General features: G+C 70.5%; 16 protein-coding genes and 1 pseudogene. 9 read left to right on the top strand and 8 right to left on the bottom strand.

Annotated elements, in window-relative coordinates; translation table 11 throughout:
* Nucleotides 1-13: 13 nt before the first annotated feature.
* The 3 genes from ABZX90_RS30325 to ABZX90_RS30315 all read right to left on the bottom strand — a co-directional run bounded on the left by ABZX90_RS30325 (nucleotide 14) and on the right by ABZX90_RS30315 (nucleotide 1,860).
* On the bottom strand, nucleotides 14-466 hold the full coding sequence (locus tag ABZX90_RS30325) for a YrdB family protein (protein WP_355210048.1): 453 nt from the start codon (nucleotides 464-466) through the stop codon (nucleotides 14-16).
* Between the two features lie 202 nt (nucleotides 467-668).
* Nucleotides 669-1,130, bottom strand: a complete 462-nt coding sequence (locus ABZX90_RS30320; RefSeq protein ID WP_351127666.1) for a hypothetical protein — start codon at nucleotides 1,128-1,130, stop codon at nucleotides 669-671.
* A 163-nt stretch (nucleotides 1,131-1,293) separates the two neighbouring features.
* The gene (locus ABZX90_RS30315; RefSeq protein ID WP_355210045.1) at nucleotides 1,294-1,860 is read right to left on the bottom strand and encodes a TetR family transcriptional regulator; all 567 of its coding nucleotides are present in this window, start codon (nucleotides 1,858-1,860) and stop codon (nucleotides 1,294-1,296) included.
* 129 nt (nucleotides 1,861-1,989) lie between these two features.
* Here ABZX90_RS30315 and ABZX90_RS30310 point away from each other — a divergent pair, with 129 nt between their 5' ends.
* The 3 genes and pseudogenes from ABZX90_RS30310 to ABZX90_RS30300 all read left to right on the top strand — a co-directional run bounded on the left by ABZX90_RS30310 (nucleotide 1,990) and on the right by ABZX90_RS30300 (nucleotide 4,385).
* Entirely contained in the window at nucleotides 1,990-2,925 is a 936-nt protein-coding gene (locus ABZX90_RS30310) for an SDR family oxidoreductase (protein ID WP_355210042.1), read from the top strand.
* 132 nt (nucleotides 2,926-3,057) lie between these two features.
* A complete protein-coding gene (locus ABZX90_RS30305; protein WP_355210039.1) occupies nucleotides 3,058-3,429 on the top strand; it encodes a VOC family protein in 372 nt (123 codons plus the stop codon).
* A gap of 90 nt (nucleotides 3,430-3,519) precedes the next feature.
* Nucleotides 3,520-4,385, top strand: a pseudogene (locus ABZX90_RS30300) (IS5 family transposase).
* Here the strand turns inward: ABZX90_RS30300 and ABZX90_RS30295 are convergent.
* Together ABZX90_RS30295 and ABZX90_RS30290 are read right to left on the bottom strand one after the other, a co-directional pair.
* Nucleotides 4,349-5,302, bottom strand: a complete 954-nt coding sequence (locus ABZX90_RS30295; protein WP_351127674.1) for a hypothetical protein — start codon at nucleotides 5,300-5,302, stop codon at nucleotides 4,349-4,351. The pseudogene ABZX90_RS30300 and the gene ABZX90_RS30295 sit on opposite strands and share 37 nt — an antisense overlap.
* Before the next feature lies 1 nt (nucleotide 5,303).
* The gene (locus ABZX90_RS30290) at nucleotides 5,304-5,702 is read right to left on the bottom strand and encodes a hypothetical protein (protein WP_351127676.1); all 399 of its coding nucleotides are present in this window, start codon (nucleotides 5,700-5,702) and stop codon (nucleotides 5,304-5,306) included.
* 41 nt (nucleotides 5,703-5,743) lie between these two features.
* On the opposite strand from ABZX90_RS30290, the gene ABZX90_RS30285 reads away from it, so the two are divergent.
* A complete protein-coding gene (locus tag ABZX90_RS30285) occupies nucleotides 5,744-9,769 on the top strand; it encodes a CHAT domain-containing protein (protein WP_355210035.1) in 4,026 nt (1,341 codons plus the stop codon).
* A 117-nt stretch (nucleotides 9,770-9,886) separates the two neighbouring features.
* Here the strand turns inward: ABZX90_RS30285 and ABZX90_RS30280 are convergent, their stop codons facing one another.
* The 3 genes from ABZX90_RS30280 to ABZX90_RS30270 all read right to left on the bottom strand — a co-directional run bounded on the left by ABZX90_RS30280 (nucleotide 9,887) and on the right by ABZX90_RS30270 (nucleotide 14,463).
* Nucleotides 9,887-10,321 (bottom strand): DUF5959 family protein, encoded by a 435-nt coding sequence (locus tag ABZX90_RS30280; RefSeq protein ID WP_355210032.1) that lies wholly within the window; start codon nucleotides 10,319-10,321, stop codon nucleotides 9,887-9,889.
* A 79-nt stretch (nucleotides 10,322-10,400) separates the two neighbouring features.
* The gene (locus ABZX90_RS30275) at nucleotides 10,401-11,591 is read right to left on the bottom strand and encodes an MFS transporter (protein WP_351127682.1); all 1,191 of its coding nucleotides are present in this window, start codon (nucleotides 11,589-11,591) and stop codon (nucleotides 10,401-10,403) included.
* A gap of 259 nt (nucleotides 11,592-11,850) precedes the next feature.
* Complete coding sequence (locus ABZX90_RS30270; protein WP_355210029.1) at nucleotides 11,851-14,463, bottom strand: PA14 domain-containing protein; 2,613 nt, start codon at nucleotides 14,461-14,463, stop codon at nucleotides 11,851-11,853.
* Between the two features lie 159 nt (nucleotides 14,464-14,622).
* On the opposite strand from ABZX90_RS30270, the gene ABZX90_RS30265 reads away from it, so the two are divergent.
* The 5 genes from ABZX90_RS30265 to ABZX90_RS30245 all read left to right on the top strand — a co-directional run bounded on the left by ABZX90_RS30265 (nucleotide 14,623) and on the right by ABZX90_RS30245 (nucleotide 20,454).
* Nucleotides 14,623-15,636, top strand: a complete 1,014-nt coding sequence (locus ABZX90_RS30265; protein WP_351127686.1) for a LacI family DNA-binding transcriptional regulator — start codon at nucleotides 14,623-14,625, stop codon at nucleotides 15,634-15,636.
* A 143-nt stretch (nucleotides 15,637-15,779) separates the two neighbouring features.
* A complete protein-coding gene (locus tag ABZX90_RS30260) occupies nucleotides 15,780-16,880 on the top strand; it encodes an ABC transporter substrate-binding protein (RefSeq protein WP_355210026.1) in 1,101 nt (366 codons plus the stop codon).
* Nucleotide 16,881: 1 nt separating this feature from the next.
* A complete protein-coding gene (locus ABZX90_RS30255) occupies nucleotides 16,882-18,480 on the top strand; it encodes a sugar ABC transporter ATP-binding protein (protein WP_355210023.1) in 1,599 nt (532 codons plus the stop codon).
* On the top strand, nucleotides 18,473-19,435 hold the full coding sequence (locus ABZX90_RS30250; RefSeq protein WP_355210020.1) for an ABC transporter permease: 963 nt from the start codon (nucleotides 18,473-18,475) through the stop codon (nucleotides 19,433-19,435). The genes ABZX90_RS30255 and ABZX90_RS30250 overlap by 8 nt, the downstream gene beginning before the upstream one ends.
* Nucleotides 19,432-20,454, top strand: a complete 1,023-nt coding sequence (locus ABZX90_RS30245; RefSeq protein WP_355210017.1) for an ABC transporter permease — start codon at nucleotides 19,432-19,434, stop codon at nucleotides 20,452-20,454. Before ABZX90_RS30250 ends, ABZX90_RS30245 begins: the two co-directional genes overlap by 4 nt.
* Nucleotides 20,455-20,665: the final 211 nt, after the last annotated feature.

The following is a 20,665-nucleotide window of genomic DNA, read 5'->3' as shown; positions in this document are numbered from 1 at the left end:
GCTCTCTGAGTTCTCAGGACTCCGGTGAGGCCGGTGCGGTCGGCGGGGTAGGTGAGTCGTCCGGCCCCGTTCGCCCCGTGGGCCAACCGGGCGTGGTACGGCGAAGAGTCTCGGCGACCGCCGTGTTCACGACCAGGACGATCGCCATGACGACGGCAGCCACGGGGTGCCCGACTCCGTACACGGCCGCCGCACCGCCACCCAGGACCACGGCCTTGACGACGAGTACGAGGGGCAGCCGCGGCCGCAACCGCGCCTTCGGTGCCGCGAACAATCCCCAGAGCACCGCCGCCGACAAGGGCGTCCCCACACCGAGCAGGACGTGCAGCCCCAGGCCATGGCCAACGGTGAAGCCCCACCAGCCCAGACAGGCCAGAGCGGCGACCTCCAGCACGAACGCCAGGAGTTCGTTGGCGGCGAACCACCGCCGCTCGACGAACACGGCTATGTCGGGGTTCGTGGACATGGAGCCCTCTCGTTGCGCCGGGATGCCCAGCATGACAGGGCGACAACCCCCTGTGTGCCTGTTCGACGAACCGCCGTGCGCCCCCTCGCGCGAAGATCCTCAGCGGTAGGACACGACTCAGCCCCGCAAGCTGACCGCGGCCGCCGACCGGTCGGCGGCGAGTCAGGGCGGGAGTCGGCGGGTCAGAACAGGAGTCGGCGAGTCAGGGCAAGAGTCGGCGGAGCCGCACCCAGACGAGAAGTTGATCCCGTGCCGGGCTCGGCTCCATGTAGGTGACGAGCCAGTCCAGATGGGCCGTCAGGTTCTTGTGCCGCCGCAGCTCGCGGATCTGCTCGATGGCCAGGTCACGCCAGCCGTCGGCGAGCGCACGGGCTTGCGAGGGCGGGAGATCGAGTGCGGCGAGCGTCTCCGACGCCAACGTCTCGGGGTTCCATTCGGGGTCGGCCCTGTCCGGGCCGAGCTGGTCGATGACCCACATCCGGAGCATGAAGTCCTGGTGGATCCCACGTGGTTCACCTCCCCCGCTGTCACTCTGCATACGCCGGTTCGCCAGCAGTGACAGCTTGGCCCACTGCCGACGAGCCTCCTCGGGCTGATCGGATCGGTAGGCATGTCCCTGCGCGACCACGCGTACTGCCTCGAGCTGCCGACCACGAGTCGCCATGGCGAACGCCTGAAGACGTGCCAGGGGCCAAAGGCCAAGATCGTGACCCGGCTCCTGCCGCTGTCCACCGACGCTCATCGATCCTCCTTCCAAGTAAGTCGTTTGAGGTGCACGGCAGATGGCCTGGACGAGGGCCGGGCTCGGGCCGCCGGAGGGTCGAGCCTCAAGCGCCCGCGGTAACTGCCTTGAGTCCCGCCAACGACTCTTCGATGAACCGCGACAGGTCCTTGTCCTCGGTCCGCTCGACCCAGCGCCGGAACGCGATCTTGAAAATCGCGATGCCCACTTCCGCGGCAAGGCTCGCGGAGGCGTCGTCGACACCGCGCTGCCGCAACGCGTCAGCGAGCGCCGCGGCCAGCGAGGCGAGTTTGATCAGTTCGCGTTCCTGCAGTTCGGCGTTGGCGTCGATCACGGCCTGCCGCCTACGAGCGTGCTCCTGCCGTTCCTGCAGCACACCTGCGGCAGCCGCGAGGGCCGCCGCCACGGCCTCCATCGGGGTGGCGGGCCCGGGAGCGCGGGCGACGGCGCCCACGAGGACCTCCTGCAGCGCGCTCGAACCCGCGAACAGCACTTCGCGCTTGTCCGCGTAGTGCCGGAAGAACGTCCGCTCCGTCAGCCCTGCCCGTTCGGCGATCTCCGCGACCGAGGTGCGCTCGAAGCCGCGCTCGACGTAGAGCTCCAACGCCGCCCGTTCCAGGCGGCCACGCGCGTTCGGCTCCCATCGACCCATGCCCGGCATCGTACTCGATGACAGTCACTGACATCGATGCTACGGTCTGATGACAGTGACTGACATCGCTCGGTCGCCCGGCGCGCATTCCGTGTACTAGGGCGATCACTCAAAATTGAAGGCATCCTCATGCGCGTTTTCGTCACCGGGGCATCCGGATGGATCGGCTCCGCACTCGTACCCGAACTGATCGGCGCGGGTCACCAGGTCGTCGGGCTCGCCCGCTCGGACACCTCGGCCGCCGCTCTCACGAAGGCCGGGGCCGACGTGGTGCACGGCACCCTCGACGACGTCGACGTCCTGCGCGACGCCGCCGAGGCGTCGGACGGGGTGGTCCACCTCGCCTTCAAGCACGACATCGCCTTCGCGGGAGGCTTCCAGAACGCCGCCGACGCGGATCGCCGCGCCGTCGAGACGTTCGGTGAAGCGCTCGCGGGTTCCGGCCGGCCGTTCGTACTCGCCTCCGGGCTGCTCGGACTGGCCCCGGGCCGTGTGAGCACCGAAGAGGACGGACGGTCGTCCGACGCGCTGCCCGCGCATCTGACGGGCGGCCCGCGAACCCGGATGGGCACCGCCCAGTTGACCCTCGCCCTCGCCGACCGGACCATCCGTTCGTCCGTTGTACGGCTTCCCCCGACCGTGCACGGTGACGGCGACCACGGGTTCATGGCGGCTCTGATCGGCATCGCCCGCGACAAGGGCGTCTCCGGGTACGTGGGCGACGGCTCGCAGCGCTGGCCCGCCGCGCACCGTGACGATGTCGCGCGCCTCTTCCGGCTCGCCCTGGAGGGCGCGCCGGCCGGATCGGTCCTGCACGCGACCGCCGAGCAGGGTGTGCCGATCCGCACGATCGCCGAGGTCATCGGCCGCCACCTCGACCTGCCCACCCGCTCCGTCTCAGCCGACGACGCCGCCGAGCACTTCACCTGGCTGGGGGGCTTCCTGGCCATCGACAGCCCGGCCTCCAGCGGGCCGACCCGCGATCTGCTGGGGTGGCGACCGACGCAGCCGGGCCTGATCGAGGACCTGGACAAGGGCCACTACTTCCGGGCCGACCAGCAGTAGTCGCTCAACCCTCCCGGCCGAGCGAGGACGCCAAGGAGCCGCACGGCAGCCGACTCCCGCATTCATCCCGCGGGGTCGCGCGAAGCCGCCCGCCAGGTTCTGACCGGGCAGAACCGGGGCACAGTGGCGAACATGCCTCTCTCACTGCATCACCTCGTCATCGACGCTCACGACCTCCCCTCCCTGGCCCGGTTCTGGGCCGACGTGCTGGGCTGGCGGATCCTGTCCGAACGGGAGCGGGAGGTCGTGATCGGGCCGGACGAGACGGCCCCGGTGGGCATCTGCTTCATGCCGGTGACGGACCACAAGGTCGTCAAGAACCGACTCCACCTCGATCTGACCTCCGCGGCCGAGGACCGGGAGGCCGAGATCGAGCGCATCCTCGCACTCGGCGCCCGCCGAGTGGACGTCGGGCAGAGCGGCGAGGAGTCATGGACCGTGCTGGCCGATCCGGAGGGGAACGAGTTCTGCGTGGTCCGCCCGAAGACGACCCTCATCGGCTAGGACTTGTTCGGCCACAGCCCAAAGAACTCCTAACGAAATGATCTTCGGGGTGGTTGGATCACTCGGGGGGCGTTGATCCGGGGGTATGAGGTGGCTCGGCCGAAGCCGTGGCAGGTAGATGACGAGTTGTGGGCGGTGATCGAGCCGCTGCTGCCGAAGGTCGAGCGGCGGGCCGGCATCCGGGACGCAAGCGTCATCCGGACCGGTTGGTGTTCCAGGGCATCCTGTTCGTACTGCATACCGGGATCGCCTGGGAACACCTGCCGCAGGAGCTCGGCTTCGGTTCGGGCATGACGTGCTGGCGGCGCCTGGCCGAGTGGACGGAGGCCGGCGTCTGGCCCCAGCTCCACGTAGCGCTCTTGGTCAAACTCCGCAGCGCGAACGCCCTGGACTTCTCCCGGGCGGCGGTCGACGGCTCCCACATCCGGGCGTTAACAGGGGGTCCAAGACGGGACGAAGCCCTGTCGACCGGGGCAGGACGGGCAGCAAGCACCATCTGATCACGACGCCACCGGCATCCCGCTCGCCGTCACCCTGACCGGCGGCAACCGCAACGACGTCACCCAGCTCATCCCGCTGCTTCAGGCAGTGCCGTCCGTTCGAGGCAAGCGCGGCGGCCCCGGCGCCGCCCCGACATCGTGCTCGGCGACCGCGGCTACGACCACGACAAGTACCGCCGCCTCGTCCGCGCGCTCGGCATGAAGCCACTGGTCGCACGACGCGGCACCGAACACGGCTCCGGACTCGGCACTCAACGCTGGGTGGTCGAGCGAGCCTTCGCCCACCTGCACTGGTTCCGCCGTCTGCGGATCCGCTGGGAGATCCGCGACGACATCCACGAAGCAAATCCAGTCGTCCGGAGGACACCTCGTACGGGCAGGGCGGTCCACCGTCTCCCCCGCCGCCTGGCTGGCGCTGACTACTGGGGTTCGTGGGCCGTCAGGTCGATGAGGTGACGCTTGCCCTGCAGCAGGCAGGTGACCTCCCAGCCCGTGCGCCTGCCGACGACCCCCTGGGCAGGCACGTGCAGGCGCTCGGCCAGTTCGGCGACGTACACGTGGACCGACGCCTCGATGAGGGCCGCGTAGGCGTCCACACCGCTGCGAATACGGAGCCGGGCGGTGACGTACGTGGCGACGGCCAGCGGTAGTGCGGGCCACCACCAGACCGCGAGGACCGCGTACAGGACCGCCCAGGCCACCAGGGTGGTGGCCCGGTCGAGGGCTTCGCGGGCCGTTTCGATCTGCTGGCGCGGGGCGTCCGGGAGGAGCTGCCACAAGGCGGGCCACACCGTGGCCAGGTCCAGGTCCAGGTCGCGGGCGAGGCGCAGGGTGACCGCGTGCATCCGGTCACCGGACCAGGTGGGCCGATGGGGCTCCTCGGGCGAGACGCGGGCCACGGCGAGCCGGGCGGGCCCCAGGTCCGTCCCGCCGCCGGGCGTGCCGGAGGCCAGCAGCTCACCGAAACGCCGCCGCTCCCGCCCGTACGCGGCCACGGCACCGGCGCGCCGCTGCCGGCGCCTGGCCACCCGCCACCGCGCGAGGGCACGTAGCGGCCGGGGCCAGGAGCCCCAGTCGGCCGCGAACCACAGGCGCTCCACGAGTGAGCCGAGCGTCTGGGCCACGAGGCCCACGGCGGCGGCCAGCAGCGCCACGACCAGCAGGAGCACCGCGAGCCGTGCTCCTGCTCCCGCACCGGGCGCCGGGCGCCACGCCTGTGCCTCGCCGACCAGGAGGTCCAGGTCGAAGGCGTGGGCGTGGCCGAGCGTCCGGGCGGCGAAGGCGGCGGCCAGGAACAGCGCGCCCGGGAGCACCAGCAGGGACATCCACCGCTCCGCCAGGCGTTTGCCCAGCTCCGTCAGCAGGCCGCCCATCTCAGCCCTTGACCCAGCGCAGCGGAACCGCGCCCATCCGGCAGCGCGGGGCCTCCCGCATCGTGGGCTCCGCCCACTCCACGCGTGCGCAGGCGCCCAGGGGGCAGAGGAAGGCGACATCGGCTTCGGCGCCGGGCCCCACGCCGACGGGCCCGGGCTCGGGGACCGTCCGGGCGCTCGCCCCGTAGGCGCCGCGCGCGTCGCCGTCCGCGCGAACGATCCGGTCGATGGCGTCGAGCGGCGTCGCAGGGTCCTCGTTCCCGTCGACGACGGCTCGCTTCAACCGGTCGAGTTCCTCGGTCCGGCCCAGTTCGGCCAGGTGTTCGCGCAGCGCGTCGAGGTGTTCGCAGACGTACGACAGGCCTCGCCTGACCCTTGCGGTCGATTCTTCCTCCGTCATCCCGACTCCCCCCGCGCACTGGTGCTTTCAGGGCATCATGCATGACCGGGGCGGCGATGGAAGGTAGTTGGTGGGCGACTGTGGTGGGCGAACCGGGCCGGGAATCACGTGACGAGCTGCTGGCGCGGGCCGTGCGGGCCCTGCAGACGCTGTGGGCGGGGCCCTCCCCCGACCCGGACCCCGGCTTGATGGCCGACCTGGCGCGGCTGGTCGCCGACGATCCCACGGACGAGCAGGTCACGGCCGTCCTCGGCCATCTGTACTGGCACCGGTACGAACGGCACGGCGCGCAGTCCGATCTCGACGACGCGGTGCGCATGCTGGCTCCGCACTTCTTCCCCGACCGGATGTTCCTCATCCCCGACGGTCTCAGGACGGAGATCGCGGACGCGCACAGCACGCACGTGGACACCCAGCTCGCCCAGGCCCTCACCGGCGAGGGCGACGTCGGGGAGAACCTGTCCGAGCTCGCCGCATGGTGCTGGTTCCTGTTGGAGCACGCCGACCCGGACAACGACCAGTACGGCGTCCATCTGGGCGGCTTGGGAACGGTGCTGTACACGCGGTACGACGTCCTGGGCGACGTCAATGCTTTGTTACAGGCCATCGGCCTCCTGAGCCGGGCCGCGCGGGTCACGCCGGTCGGCCACCCGAGCGGGCCGGGCATCCGGGGCAACCTCGCCATCGCCCTGGCCCGTCGCCACGGGCTCACCGGGTCCGCTAACGACCTGCGCACCGCGTTCGAGGCGTGCGTCTTCGCGCTGCGGGATCCCCTCACCACCGGTGACCGGGACGGTCTCATGGGGATGCTCGCCTCGTTGCTGCGCGACCGGGTCCTTCGTGCGCGGGCGGAACACCGGTGGGACGACGTGCTGGCGGCGGGCCGCACGGTCCTGGACTTCCCCGAGTTGCGCTCGTACGCGCGGGAGGCGGTCGCGGAAGGCCTGGAGGAGCGCTTCACGACGGGCGCCGACAAAACGGACCTGGACGAGGCGATCCGGCAGTGGACGGCGCTTCAGCGCGAGGTGCCGGACACATACACGGTGCACGAACGTGCGTACGTGACGATGAGGCGGGCCAACGCCTACTGGCTGCGGTACCAGCACGATCAGCGGCCGGACGATCTGGACGTCGTGGTCGACGCCCACGAGCAGGCGCTGGCCCTCATCCCGGACGACGACATCACCCTCCGCTGGGACCTTCTCCGCAAACTGGCCATCGGCCTCCTGGAGCGCATCGAGCGGCAGCCGACCGCCGACGACGTGGAGCGGGCCGTCACGGTGATCCGTGCCGGACTGGCCGACCGGGACGGCCACCAGGCGTCGCCCCACCTTCGGGCTGTCCTGACCCGGGCGCTCCCCCGGGCCCTGTGGTTCCGGTACGTCCTCGCGCGCAGGCCCGAGGACCTCGACGAGGCCGCTGAGCTTCTGGGTTCGGCCGCCGTCCGCGAGGTGTCCTCGGCCGACGGCGTGCTGTTGTTCGGCTGGCTGGCCGCCCAGGTGCACCGCGCCCGGTACCGCGCGGGCCAGGGGCTCGACGCACTCCGGGAGGCGGTCGCCGCCTGCCGCGAGGCGCTCGGGGCGGCCCCGGACGTCCATCCCGCACGCCCCGGTGTGCTGGTGCAGCTCGGCATGTCGCTGGTCTACCTTTACCAGCACACCGGGGACCTGGCCGCGTTGGACGAGGCGGTCGACCGCGACCGCGAGGCCGTGCGGGCCGTGGGTGAGGACCAGCTCCACGGCCCCGTCGGGGTGGACGCCCTGTACCACCTCGGCACGGCCCTGGCCGAACGGGGCGCCCGCACCGGCAGCCTCGACGACCTGAACCACGCCGTGCGGACGCTGCGGCGGCTGCACGCCACTGCCGCTGCCATCAGGACCCGGGAGCTGCACGGGCTCGGGTTCGCGCTCGAGCAGCTCTTCGACCGCACCCGTGACTCCACACAACTGGACGAGGCCGTGGACCTGCTGCGGCGCGCGGTGGAGTCGTGCGAACCGGACGAATCCGAGGCGCCGATCGTGCTGTCGGGGCTCAGCAGCGCGCTCCTGCGCCGTTATGGCCACAGCGGCGGACCGGCCGATCTGGACGAGGCCCTTGTGTACGCACGGCGCGCCGCCGACGCGGTACCGGCGAACGATCCGGTCGCGCTGCCGACGCTCACCTCTCTGGTGGGCGCACTCCTGGAGGAGCGGCGGCGAAATCCCGAACGGGTCGATGTGGACGACCTCGTCGCCCTGTGCCGACGCGTCGTCGACCTCGCACCGCCCGACCACGCCGCTGTCGGGATGTTCCACCACAACCTGGGGATCGCCCACAAGGAACAGGCCGAGGCGACCGAACCGGACGCGATGTTCCGGGCGTTCAGCGAGCTCACTGGCAGGACGGTGATCCCCTTCGGCATCGTGGAGGCCGTCGCCGATCTCGAAAAGGCGGCCGACAGCGAGACCCTCGCGGCGTCCCATCGCATCCGCTCGGCACGGGCGGCCGCGCTCACGCTCTATCCCGTGGACGTGCTGGCCGCTCTCGAGCTCCTGGAGTACGCCATCGAACTGATCCCCCTCGCCGCCCCGCGCCGGATCGCGCGGGCCGATCAGCAACACGCGGTGAAGGACCACTCAGCCCTGGTCACATTCACCGCGGCCGCGGCCCTCGACGCGGGCGAGCAGCGGCGCCCGGACGTGCCGTACCTGCCCCTCCTGCCGTACGCCGCGCGCAGCGCCCTCCAGAGCCTGGAACAGGGGCGCACGGTCCTCCTCAGCCAGATGCTGGACACCCGCGGTGACATCTCGGACCTGCGGCGGAGCCATCCCGGGCTCGCCGACCGCTTCGTACACCTGCGCAACCTCCTCGACAGCGAGGACGACGGGACCCTGGACCGGCCCCGGGCCGCCACCGAACTCACGGCCACGATCGAGGAGATCCGCGGCCTGGAGGGCTTCGCCTCGTTCGCCCGGCCGCCGGAGCCCGAGGCGCTCCTCGCCACGGCGGAAGCGGGACCGATCGTGGTGTTCAACTGTGACGAGACACGCTGCGACGCCCTCCTGGTCACCAGCGGCGGTGTGCGGCACCTGCCACTGCCCCGCCTCACGCACGCGGAGCTGACCTCACAGACCGACCTCTTCCACCACACGCTCGCCGTCGTCGCGGACCCGGAGACCGACTGGCGTGCCCAGCGGGAGGCGCAGCGGACCCTGAGCGGCATCCTGGGGTGGCTCTGGGACGTGGCCGCGGAGCCGGTCCTGCTGGCGTTGGGCATCGGCCCGGGTTCCGGGCGCGGCGGTGAGCCGCCCCGTGTGTGGTGGTCCCCCGGCGGCCTGCTGGGCTCGCTGCCGCTGCACGCCGCCGGGCACCACGCCGAGTCCGCCGGGGGCGGTGACCGTACGGTCCTGGACCGGGTCGTGTCCTCGTACACGCCCACGATCCGTGCCCTGCGGCACGCCCGGCGCCCGCGGCCGGCCGGTGGCGGGCCGGGGCGCTCGCTGATCGTCGCCATGCCGGCCACCCCGGGTGCCCCTCCGCTGTTCGGGGCCTCGGAGGAGGCGGCCGCGGTGGCGGCGGTGCTGCCGGACCCGACGGTCGTCACCGGTGCGGCCACGCGGGCGGCGGTCCTGGCCGGGCTCATCGACGCCCGGGTGATCCACCTGGCGTGTCATGCGGTCACCGATGCCGTCGATCCCTCGCGCAGCCGACTGCTGCTGTGGGACCACGAGACGAGGGCGCTGACCGTCGCCGGGGTCGCCTCCGTGGCGCTGGAGCGGGCCGAGCTGGCCTATCTGTCGGCCTGCCGGACGACGTACACCGCCGCGTCGGATCTCCTGGACGAGGCCATCCACCTGACCAGCGCGTTCCAACTGGCTGGTTTCCGGTATGTGGTGGGCACGCTGTGGGAGGTGGACGACGTGATCTCGGCGACGGTGGCGAAGGGCTTCTACGCGTCCTTGTCGGACGCCGAGGGCCTGCACTGCGCCCGTTCCGCGGCCGCGCTCCGGACGTCGGTCCTGGCGCTGCGCGACGAGTTCCCCGGCACCCCGTCGCTCTGGGCCGGGTACCTGCACGCGGGCGCCTGACCCACCCCCGGCCCCACCCGCCGCAGCCACCGCTCCAGCGGGTGCTCGACCCAGTGGTAGGCGGCCGCCGACAGGGCGAGGCTCAGGGCGAGGACGAGCGCCCACATCACCGGTGTGTCACCGATCCGGCCCACCACGACCCGGATGACGATCTCGTGGATCAGGTACCAGGCGTACGACCAGTGGCGCAGTCGTCCGGAGGAACAAGCGGCACCCGCACCGTGACCATGGACCCCGACTCGTGTCCTCCACGACCACCTCAGGGCAGTCGCGCTCGCCTGCAAGCTGGATGAAGACGGACGGCCCGTTGCTCATCTCCATCCAGGCCACGTCCTCGCCGGCGTCGAGCTTGTCCAGCGCATCCGCCCAGCTCTCCAGCTTCGATGAGTACAGGATCAAGTCGATACGGCCGGACACCAAGGGCGTCTGGACCACGATCTCGGTCTCCAGTCCGGCGCTCCATCCCGGATCGCGCCCCAGCACATTGACGGTGACGCTGTTCCCCTCGTCATAGGCGAAAGAGATGAGCTCCCTCGGAGCGATGTCGCCCATAGCTGCCCCTTCATCGGCGAGTACCGGGAGATCGTCGCTCTGTCAGGAGCGCAGCCGCCACCCCATTTCGTTAGGAGTTCTAAGTCCGCACGGATGCCGGCCGCCGCAGCAGATAGACGGCCGCGACGGACACCAGGACGGCCATGCAGGCGATGAACACGAGCCCCGCGCCCTCCAGGCCGATCGGGCCCACCAGCACGCCCACGCCGATAACCGGCACCGAGATGCCCGCGTAGGCCACGACGAAGAGGGTGGAGATCACCGCCGCGCGCTGGTGCTCGGGAGAGGCCCCGGCCACGGTGGCCAGCGCCCCGCGGAATGCCAGCCCCTGGCCGCCTCCGCCGACGATCGCGCTCAGTACCACCAGTACCAGCAGGTCCCATCGCAGCGCGCCCGCGAGCAGCGCGAGCCCGCCCAGGAGCGCGAGGCAGCCGAGGGGCAGTGATCGCCGCACTCCGACCGGGCCGACGGCGAGCTGCCCGGCGGTCGAGGCGAAGAAGGCGAGTGCGACGACCAGTCCGCTCACCGCGTGGCTGTGTACGTCCAGGGACGTCGCGAGGAACGCCGGGCTGACCGACGTGAAGACGCCGAACAGGGCGAACCCCACGAACGCGGCGATCGCGGGCGGCCCGAACACCGGCCGCACCTCGGGGGGCAGGCCGGGCCGTTGCGGTCGTACCGTGCTCAGTGGACGGCGTTCCCGTACGGTCTCCGGGAGCCGCAGCAGGACGGCGGCGGAGCAGACCACCAGGGCGAGGTGTACGGCGAACGGCAGGTACAGCGGCCAGGGTGCGTACTGCGCGAGCAGCCCGGCGAGCAGCGGGCCGCAGCCCAGTCCGCCCATGTTGGCGGCCGTCGCGACGAAGGTGGCGCGGGCGGCGCCGCCCGGTGGCGCCAGTTCCATCACGTACGCCGTGGCGGCGCCGGTGAACAGACCGGCGGACAGTCCCGACAGCAGCCGCCCCACGTACAGCCAGCCCAGCCCCGTGGCGCAGAGGAAGCAGACGGCGCTCGCCGCCGCGAATCCGAGGCCCCAGAGCAACACCGGCCGCCTGCCCACCGAGTCCGAGGCGTTGCCCGCCAGCAGCAGTACGCCGATGACCCCGAAGGCGTACACGGCGTAGACGACGGTGACCGTCAGCTCGGAGAATCCGAACTTCTCCTGGTAGAGACCGTAGAGGGGGGTCGGCAGCGTGGTGCCGGCCATGCATACGGCGAACACCGCCCCGCTGAGCAAACACTGGCGCCACCCTCGGCGTTCACCGTCCATGGCGGCGACAGTAACGTCGCGTGCCGCCGCGGTCCGGCCCGACGTGCCGAGGAGGGCAGGTGGCGGCCGGTTGCTCGTGCCCGCCGTCCGGAACGCTCGATCCCCCGCCGGTCCGTGACGAACAAAGCGCGGTCGGCCCCAACGGGCAGGGCATGGCCGCCCTCCCTCTGCGGGGAGGGCGGCCATGCGACGACCCGTCAGCGGGCCGGGGCGAGGCGTGCCCGGTGCGGCGGGGAGACGTGTGCCGGGCGCCTCGTCGTCAGGAGCAGCCGGCCGGAGTCGGCTGTGACGCGTCGTGGATCAGCGCCTCGTGGGCGGCCTTCAGCCGGGCCACGTCGGGCTTGACCACCTCGCGGTCGTACGTCACCAGTCCGTTCAGCTCTCCTTCCACGTCCGAGATCTGGGTGTAGACGGCTCCGTTGCCGCCCTTGCAGGCGAGCTTGTGCACTTCTGCCAGCCGGGCCAGGTAGTCGTCCGTGTACGTCGCGGGATCGACGTCGACGTAGGACTGCTGGACGGACCAGGCGTGTCCGGGCACCGCGAGTCCGAGACCGCCGTACTCGCCGCTGACCAGGGCCCGTCTGCCGTCGGGTGCCGGTGGCAGCGCGGGGCTCGGATAGCCGTGCTCGTCGATGATGTCGCCGGTGCCGCCGTCCACGCCGAGGTTGATGCCCGACATGGAGTTGATGAGGCGCGTCGGGTCCCAGGCCTTGGCCTGGTCGGCGATGCGGGCCTCGTCGTACTGGCCCCAGCCCTCGTTGAAGGTCACCCACATGACGATCGACGGGCTGCTGATGTGCTCGTCGATCATCTGCTTCATCTCGCGCTCGTACTCGGCGCGGGACGCGGCGTTCGGGGTGACCCCGGCGGTCATGGCGGGCATGTCCTGCCAGACCATCAGGCCGAGCCGGTCGGCCCAGTAGAACCAGCGGTCGGGTTCCACCTTGATGTGTTTGCGGACCGAGTTGAAGCCCATCTCCTTGTGCATCTTCAGGTCGTACGCCAGGGCCTCGTCGGTCGGGGCGGTGTGGAGGCCGTCGGGCCAGAATCCCTGGTCGAGGGTGGCCATCATGAAGACGGGTTTGCCGTTGAGGACGGTGCGCGGGGTTCCGTTCACCTGTTCCACCGCGATGGACCGCATCCCGAAATAGCTGCCGATGCGGTCGGCGCCGACGCTCACCTTCAGGTCGTAGAGGAAGGGGTCGTCGGGTGACCAGAGGTGCGGGTCGGTGATCTTCAGGACGAGCGGCTGCCCGGTGCGGCCGGTCACGGTGGCGACCTTGCGGTGTCCGGCGTACGCGGTGGCGGTGACCGGCACTCCGTTCCGGACGCCCTGCGGCTCGACGGTGAGCCGGCCGTTCTTGACGTCGGGCGTCAGCTTGAGCGTGTCGACGTGGTCGGCGGCCACCGGTTCCATCCACACCGTCTGCCAGATTCCGGAGGACGGGGTGTACCAGATGCCGCTGGGGTCGAGTCGCTGCTTGCCGACCGGCGGGTTCTCGCCGCCTTGCGCGTCGGTCGGGTCGTAGACGCCGACGATGAGTTCCTGGGTGCGGCCGGGCTTCAGCGCGGACGTGATGTCGGCGCTGAACTTGTCGTAGCCGCCCTGGTGTTCGGCGACCTTGGTGCCGTTGACGTAGACCTCGGCCCGCCAGTCGACGGCGCCGAAGTTGAGCTGGAGGTGCTTGCCGGAGCCGACTTTCCAGTCGGACGGGACGGTGAAGGTGCGCCGGTACCACATGCGGTCCTCGTGCCGTTCGATGCCGGAGAGCTGGGACTCCACGGGGTAGGGCACGAGGATCTTCTCGGCGAGTTTCCTGCCGACCGGCGGCTGCTCGCCGGCCTCGGCCGCGGCGAACTGCCACGAGCCGTTCAGGTTGCGCCACTTGTCCCGGGTCAGCTGCGGCCGGGGGTACTCGGGGTGCGCGTTGCGCGGGCCGACGTCGTCCGCCCACTTCGTGCGCAGTTGGTGGGTGGAGTGGTTGGGGCCGCTGCTCCAGAAGGCGTTGACAACGTTGCCGTTCGTCCCGGAGAGGCCGCCCTTGCCGTCGTAGCGCAGGTCGGCGGTGCCTCGGGCCGTGCCGGTCTTGTTGCCGACGACGGGCTCCTTCAGGCCGACGAGCAGGGACTTGGGGTCGGCGGGGTCCAGTTTCACCGTGGTCAGGGGCCACTTGGCGCCGCCGATGACGGCTTCGACGTGGTCGGTGAGACCGGCCGGGGGCGCGGTCAGCGGCTGGGCGAAGTCGAGGCGCAGGGTGCGGCCGTCGCCCTGGACCGTGGTCGCGATGGCGCCGTCGTAGGCGTATCCGTCGGGCAGCCGGAGTGCCGACTGCGGGACGGCCGTCTTGGCGCCGCCGGGCGGGGTCCAGCGCAGGTGCAGGTTCGAGCCGCCGAAGTGCTCGAAGTACTCGACCTTGATGTCGTAGGCCTGACCGGCCGTCAGGTCGAGGGGCGGGGAGGTCTGTTCGCGGTCCCAGTCGTCGACCCAGTGGTCGATGGCGAGGTGTCCGTCGACCCACAGCCGGAAGCCGTTGTCGCCGATGATCGAGAAGGTGTGGGCGCCGGTCTTCTCGGGGACGATCCGGCCGGTCCAGCGGACGTTGGCGTCGTCCGACTGTCCGGTGGCGAAGGCGAGTCGCGGCTCCAGGTTGTCGAAGTCGAGTTTCGTGTCGAATCCGGTGGCCTTCAGCTCGTGGAAGTCGAAGGCGCCGGGGGCGGACTGGGTGTAGTACTCGCCCTTCAGGCCGTGGACTTCCACGGGGTCGTCGGCGGCTGTGGCGGCCGGGGCTGCGGTGAGCCCCGCCAGGCCGAGTACCGCGACGAGCAGGAGTGCCAGTTGGGTTCTGATGCTTCTGGGATTTCTGATGCGCACGGATCCTCCTTGGCTGAGGAAGGGTGGCGGCTCGTTGCTTCAGTCTGTACAACGTTGGAAGGAACGGGAGTTGGCATCACAGCACGGGTCCCGGCCTCTGTCCAGGGTCATGACAAACGCCCAGGTGACAGGGGCGCACATCGATGAAGAGGAGATCCCTTGCGGGTCAGCCTGAAGGACGTCGCCGAGCACGCCGGCGTCTCGATCAAGACGGTTTCGAACGTCGTGAACAACTATCCGCACGTCACCCCGGCCATGCGGGCACGAGTTCAGGAGGCCATCGACGAGTTGGGCTACCGGCCGAACCTCACGGCGCGCCATCTGCGCAAAGGGCGCACGGGCATCATCGCCCTCGCCATCCCCGAGCTGGGCAACCCGTACTTCGCGGAGCTGGCCGGAGCCGTCATCGACGCCGCCGCCGAGCACGAATTCACCGTGCTCCTGGACCACACGCGCGGCGACCGCGAGCAGGAAGTGCTGGTGAGCCAGGGTTTCCGGGCCAACGTCATCGACGGCCTGATCCTCAGCCCGCTGGAGCTGGAGGCGGAGGATCTGCGCTCCCGCACCGACGACGTGCCGCTCGTGCTGCTCGGCGAGCGGCAGTACGAACTGCCCTACGACCACATCGCGATCGACAACGTGGCGGCGGCGCGCAGCGCGGTACGCCATCTACTGACCCGGGGCCGCTCACGGATCGCCTACCTGGGGGCCCGCACGGATTCGGCCAACCGGCCCGCGCATCTACGACTGGCGGGCTGGCGTGAGGAGTTGACCGAGGCGGGGGTGCCCGCGCCCGATGAACTGGTCGTGCCGGTCGGGGGCTGGGACCGCGACGAGGGCGCCCGGGCGATGGCCCGTCTGCTGGATTCCGGAGTGCGTCCGGACGCGGTCTTCGCGTACAACGACCTGGTCGCGATCGGTGCGATGCGGGTGCTGCACGAGCGCGGTCTGCGGGTGCCGTGGGACGTGGCGGTGGTCGGTTTCGACGACATCGAGGAGGGGCGGTTCGGCGCGGTCACACTGACGACGATCTCGCCGGACAAGCAGGCCATCGCGCGGATGGCGGTGGCGTCCCTGCTGCGCAGCCTGTCGGGCCGGACCGAGCCCGGCGGACGTGAACTGACCGCGGATTTCAGGCTGGTTGAGCGCGAGAGCACGTTGGGGCGGCGCTGACGAGATTTCGGACGGAAGGCTTTACAGCCTCCTTCCAACGATGTAAAAACCTCCCCGGAACGACGTGTACACCGAGTTGACCGCAAGAGCCGATCATCCCCGGGAGCGCTCTCAGCGCCGGGGCCGCGCCGTTTGGGGACTCCATGAAGCCGATCGCACCACGTCACCGCACCTCCGCCCGGACCCTCCTCGCCACCGGCCTCATCACGAGCCTCGCGCTCGTCTCCGGATGCGCGAAGTCGGAGGACGACGGCGCCGACAAGGACAAGAACTCCACCAGCCAGGGCGACTCGGGGCAGGTCGTCGCCTCGCCGTCCACCGGTTCGGGACCGACCTGCGCCATCGACGCCTACGGCGCCCAGAAGATCGATCTGAAGACCGCCACGGTCGGCTTCTCCCAGTCCGAGAAGGAGGCCAACCCCTTCCGGATCGCCGAGACCGCGTCGATCAAGGCCGAAGCGGACAAGCGGGGCCTGAAACTGCTGACGGCCAACGCGCAGTCGCAGTTCTCCAAGCAGATCAGCGACGTCCAGGACCTCATCGCCAAGGGCGCCGACCTGCTCGTGATCGCACCGCTCAACTCCGACGGCTGGGAACCCGTCCTGCGCTCGGCGTCCGCCAAGCACATCCCGATCATCACCATCGACCGCAAGATCAACGCCACCGCCTGCAAGGACTACGTGAGCTTCATCGGCTCCGACTTCGTGGAGCAGGGCAAGCGGGCAGCGGACCGGATGATCGAGGCGACCGGTGGCAAGGGCGACATCGCCATCCTGCTCGGCGCCGCGGGCAACAACGTGACGACCGAACGCACCAAGGGCTTCCAGGACCGCGTCGAGGAGAAGGCTCCCGGCCTCAAGATCGTCTTCAAGCAGACCGGTGAATTCGCGCGGGAGAAGGGCCAGTCGGTCACCGAGAACCTCATCCAGTCCAAGCCCGGCATCACCGGGATCTACGCCGAGAACGACGAGATGGGACTCGGTGCGGTCAACGCCCTCAAGGGGGCCGGCAAGAAGCCGGGCGCGGTGAAGATCGTCACGATCGACGGCACCCGCAACGCCGTCCAGGGCATCGTCGACGGCTGGATCGACGGCGTCGTCGAGTCCAACCCCCGCTTCGGGCCGCTCGCCTTCCAGACCCTGGACACCTTCACCCAGGGCGAGAAGGTCACCCAGGACATCGTCATCCAGGACAGCGAGTACACCACGGACAACGCCAAGTCCGACCTGGGCAAGGCCTACTGACATGTTGTCGGTGACCGGCCTGTCGAAGACCTTCCCCGGCGTGAAGGCCCTGTCCTTCGTGGACTTCACGGCCCGCGCCGGGGAGGTGCACGCACTCATCGGAGAGAACGGCGCGGGCAAGTCGACCCTCATCAAGGTCCTCACCGGCGTCTACCAGCCCGACGAGGGCGAGGTGACCTACGACGGCGCACCGGTCCGCTTCGCCACGCCGCTCCAGGCGCAGCACGCGGGAATCTCCACCATCTACCAGGAGGTCAACCTCGTCCCGCTGATGAGCGTGGCCCGCAACCTCTTCCTCGGCCGCGAACCCCGGGGCCGGCTCGGCCTGATCGACTTCCGGCGCATGCACCGCCAGGCCGAGGAAGCCCTGCGCGAACTCGGTCTGCGCGTCGACGTACGCCGGCCCCTGCGTGAACTGGGCGTCGGCGCCCAGCAGATGGTGGCCCTGGCCCGCGCCGTCTCCGTCGACGCCCGCGTGGTCGTCATGGACGAACCGACCTCCTCGCTCGAACCACGCGAGGTGCGGACCCTGTTCGGGGTGATCCGGATGCTGCGCGAGCGGGGCATCGCGGTGATCTACGTCAGCCACCGCCTCGACGAGTTGTACGAGATCTGCGACGCGGTCACCGTGCTGCGCGACGGCAAGGTTGTGCACACGGGCCGGATCGCCGAACTCGACCGGCTGAGGCTCGTGGCGCTGATGCTCGGGAGGGAGATCGCGGACGTACGACAGGACGGCCTGACCAGGTTCGCGGGCAGCCACGACACCGAGGCCGAACCGGTCCTGGAGGCAAGGAAACTGACCGTACGTCATCAGCTGCACGACGTGTCCGTCTCCGTGCGGCCCGGCGAGGTGGTGGGGCTCGGCGGGCTGCTCGGTTCGGGCCGCACCGAGACCGCCAAGGCCATCGCGGGCGCGCTGCCCACCGACTCCGGGCAGGTGGTCGTGGCGGGCGTCCGCGTGCGCACCGGCTCGACCCCCGCCGCGATCCGCGCCGGCATCAGCCTGCTCCCCGAGGACCGCAAGGCCGAGGGCATCGTGCCGGGCCTCTCGGTCCGCGAGAACATCGCGCTCGCCGCTCTGCCCGGCCTCTCGCGCTTCGGCCTGGTCGACGAAGCGCGCATCGACCGGATCGTGGAGACGTTCATGAAGCGGCTGCGGATCAAGGCGGCGAGCCCCCACCAGAAGGTGGGCGAACTGTCCGGCGGCAACCAGCAGAAGGTCCTGCTGGCCCGCTGGCTGGCCATGCAGCCCAAGGTCCTGCTCCTCGACGAGCCGACCCGGGGCATCGATGTCGGCGCCAAGGCGGAGGTGCAGAAACTGATCGACGAACTGGCCGACGACGGACTCGGCGTCCTGCTCATCTCCTCGGACCCCGAGGAACTGATCGAGGGCAGTGACCGGGTGATCGTCCTCAAGGACGGCGCGGTCGTCGAGGAGCTGACCGGCGACGCCGTCACCGAGGACCGGTTGATGCGTGCCATCGCCTCCGCACACACCCCCACCGCACACACCGCCACCTCACCCGCCACCTCACCCGCCGCCCCCATCGCCACGGCTACCGCCGCGGGCACCGGCCCGGGAGGCCACGATGACTGACCTGACGCTGGGCCGGGTGACCGCCGACCGCGACCGTCTGCTGCGCCTGCTCCAGGAGTACGGCGTCTACCTGGGCGTCGCGGTCCTCTTCCTGGTGAACACCGTGTTCACCCCGCACTTCCTGTCCACGGAGAACTTCCGCACCCAGGCCGTCCAGGTCGCTCCGGTCCTGATCGTGGCGCTCGGCATGGCGCTGGCTATCGGCAGCGAGGGCGTCGACCTGGCGGTGGGCTCGGTGATGGCCCTGTCCACCTCGCTCCTGTCCCTCTACCTCGGCTACGGACCGGGGATCGCCATCCTGATCGCGCTGGTCGGCGGCGCCGTGATCGGGGTCGCGAGCGGATCACTCATCGCCTTCGTCGGTGTCCAGCCGATCGTCGCGACACTCGCTCTGATGGTCGCCGGGCGCGGGCTGGCCCTGGTGCTGCTCCCCCAGCTCAAGGACGTCCACGACCCGGCCATGGCGGACCTCGGCTCGGGCGATGTGCTGGGCGTCCCGTATCTCGTGCTGATCGCCGTCGCCCTGGCGCTTCTCGTCGCCTTCGTCGTGCGCCGCACGACCTTCGGCCGACAACTCCTGGCCATCGGGGACAGCCGCCCGGCGGCCCGCCTCGCCGGACTGCCGGTGCGCCGCGTCCTCATCCTGGTGTACGTCTGCTCGGGCGTCCTCGCGGCCGTCGCGGGCGTGCTGGCCACCGCCCGCCTCACGGCCAGCGACCCGACCTCGCTCGGCAACCTGATGGAACTGTCCGCCATCACCGCCGTCGTGGTCGGCGGAACCCCGCTCAGCGGAGGCCGGGTCCGCATCGGCGGCACGGTCGCCGGCGCCGTCCTCATCCAGTTGCTCACCACCACGCTCATCAAGCACGATCTGCCGCCGTCGTGGACCCAGATCGCCCAGGCCGTGGTGATCGTCCTCGCCGTCTACGCGGCACGGGAACGAGGAAAGCGATGACGACCGACGTGGACACTCCGGTGCGCGCCAAGGGCACGGCCGAGGAGGAACCGTCCGGCGCCGGCCGCTCCGATCGGCTCAGCGCCCTCGCCCAGCAACACGGCGCGCTGGTCACGCTGATCGTCGCGATGATCGTGGCGTCCCTCAGCTTCGACACCTTCCTGACGGGCGACAACCTGGAGAACATGGCGCTCTCCTCGGCGTTCCTCGCCGTGGTCGCGCTCGGGATGACGTTCGTCATCGTCACCGGCGGCATCGATCTGTCCGTCGGCTCGCTCTTCGCCCTCGGCGGGGTGCTGGCCGCCTGGGGATCGCAGTACGGAACGGCGGTCGCACTGCTGCTGCCGCTCGCCGTGTGCGGACTGATCGGTCTGGTCAACGGCCTGCTGATCGCCCGCTCGCGACTGGCGCCGTTCATCGTCACGCTGGCCGCGATGCTGGGCGCCCGGGGCATCCTGCTCTCCGTCACCGACGAGGGCTCGAAGACGTATCTCGTGGACAAGGAGTCGTTCTTCGCGAAACTCGGACAGGGCACGTTGCTCGGTGTCGGTGTACCCGTGTGGATCACCGTGGCGCTGTTCGTGCTCGGCGCGGTCGTGCTCCGGCGCACCCGGTTCGGGCAGTACGTGTACGCGGTCGGCGGGAACGAGGACGCGGCGGCGCTGATGGGCGCCCCCGTGGCCCGTACGAAGATCTCGGTCTACACACTCTCCGGGCTGTGCGCGGGGCTCGCCGGAGCGCTCAACGCGGCCTGGCTGGTGTCGGGTGTGACGATCCTCGGCTCCGGCATGGAACTGGAGGCGATCTCCGCGGTCGTCATCGGCGGCACCCTGCTCACCGGCGGGTTCGGCTTCATCAGCGGCTCACTGGTGGGGGTGCTGCTGCTGAAGGTCATCCAGAACGTCATCAACCAGATCGGCTCCCTCGACTCCGCCTACCAACAGGTCGTCAGCGGCGCCTTCCTGGCCGTCGTGGTCATCGCACAGACCTGGTTGGGGCGCAGACGCCGGGTGCTGTGAAAACCGCGGCCCGCACCGGTTGCCGGGCGCAGCCATGAGGGGTCCGGGTCCGCGTGCCGGAACGCAGAGGACCCGCACCGTGTGGTGCGGGTCCTCTGCGGCTGTGCCGCCCTGCGGGCTCCTGTTCTTCACCGGGTCCGATGGGGCCCGGAGCTACAGCCGGTCACCTCCACGACCTGACCGGATGCCACCCGCGACAGCGTGAACGGCT

Origin of the sequence: Streptomyces sp. NPDC002935 (genome assembly GCF_040611295.1) — a bacterium.
Lineage (GTDB): Bacteria > Actinomycetota > Actinomycetes > Streptomycetales > Streptomycetaceae > Streptomyces.
Note: the sequence above shows the minus strand (reverse complement) of the source record. Positions and strands in the feature narration are given on the sequence as shown.

Bases quoted from the DNA above. Each gene is read 5' to 3' on its own strand.
- ABZX90_RS30325 (WP_355210048.1), bottom strand. From the start codon at position 466: ATGTCCACGAACCCCGACATAGCCGTGTTCGTCGAGCGGCGGTGGTTC.
- ABZX90_RS30320 (WP_351127666.1), bottom strand. From the start codon at position 1,130: ATGGCGACTCGTGGTCGGCAGCTCGAGGCAGTACGCGTGGTCGCGCAG.
- ABZX90_RS30315 (WP_355210045.1), bottom strand. From the start codon at position 1,860: ATGGGTCGATGGGAGCCGAACGCGCGTGGCCGCCTGGAACGGGCGGCG.
- ABZX90_RS30310 (WP_355210042.1), top strand. From the start codon at position 1,990: ATGCGCGTTTTCGTCACCGGGGCATCCGGATGGATCGGCTCCGCACTC.
- ABZX90_RS30305 (WP_355210039.1), top strand. From the start codon at position 3,058: ATGCCTCTCTCACTGCATCACCTCGTCATCGACGCTCACGACCTCCCC.
- ABZX90_RS30295 (WP_351127674.1), bottom strand. From the start codon at position 5,302: ATGGGCGGCCTGCTGACGGAGCTGGGCAAACGCCTGGCGGAGCGGTGG.
- ABZX90_RS30290 (WP_351127676.1), bottom strand. From the start codon at position 5,702: ATGACGGAGGAAGAATCGACCGCAAGGGTCAGGCGAGGCCTGTCGTAC.
- ABZX90_RS30285 (WP_355210035.1), top strand. From the start codon at position 5,744: ATGACCGGGGCGGCGATGGAAGGTAGTTGGTGGGCGACTGTGGTGGGC.
- ABZX90_RS30280 (WP_355210032.1), bottom strand. From the start codon at position 10,321: ATGGGCGACATCGCTCCGAGGGAGCTCATCTCTTTCGCCTATGACGAG.
- ABZX90_RS30275 (WP_351127682.1), bottom strand. From the start codon at position 11,591: ATGGACGGTGAACGCCGAGGGTGGCGCCAGTGTTTGCTCAGCGGGGCG.
- ABZX90_RS30260 (WP_355210026.1), top strand. From the start codon at position 15,780: ATGAAGCCGATCGCACCACGTCACCGCACCTCCGCCCGGACCCTCCTC.
- ABZX90_RS30255 (WP_355210023.1), top strand. From the start codon at position 16,882: ATGTTGTCGGTGACCGGCCTGTCGAAGACCTTCCCCGGCGTGAAGGCC.
- ABZX90_RS30250 (WP_355210020.1), top strand. From the start codon at position 18,473: ATGACTGACCTGACGCTGGGCCGGGTGACCGCCGACCGCGACCGTCTG.
- ABZX90_RS30245 (WP_355210017.1), top strand. From the start codon at position 19,432: ATGACGACCGACGTGGACACTCCGGTGCGCGCCAAGGGCACGGCCGAG.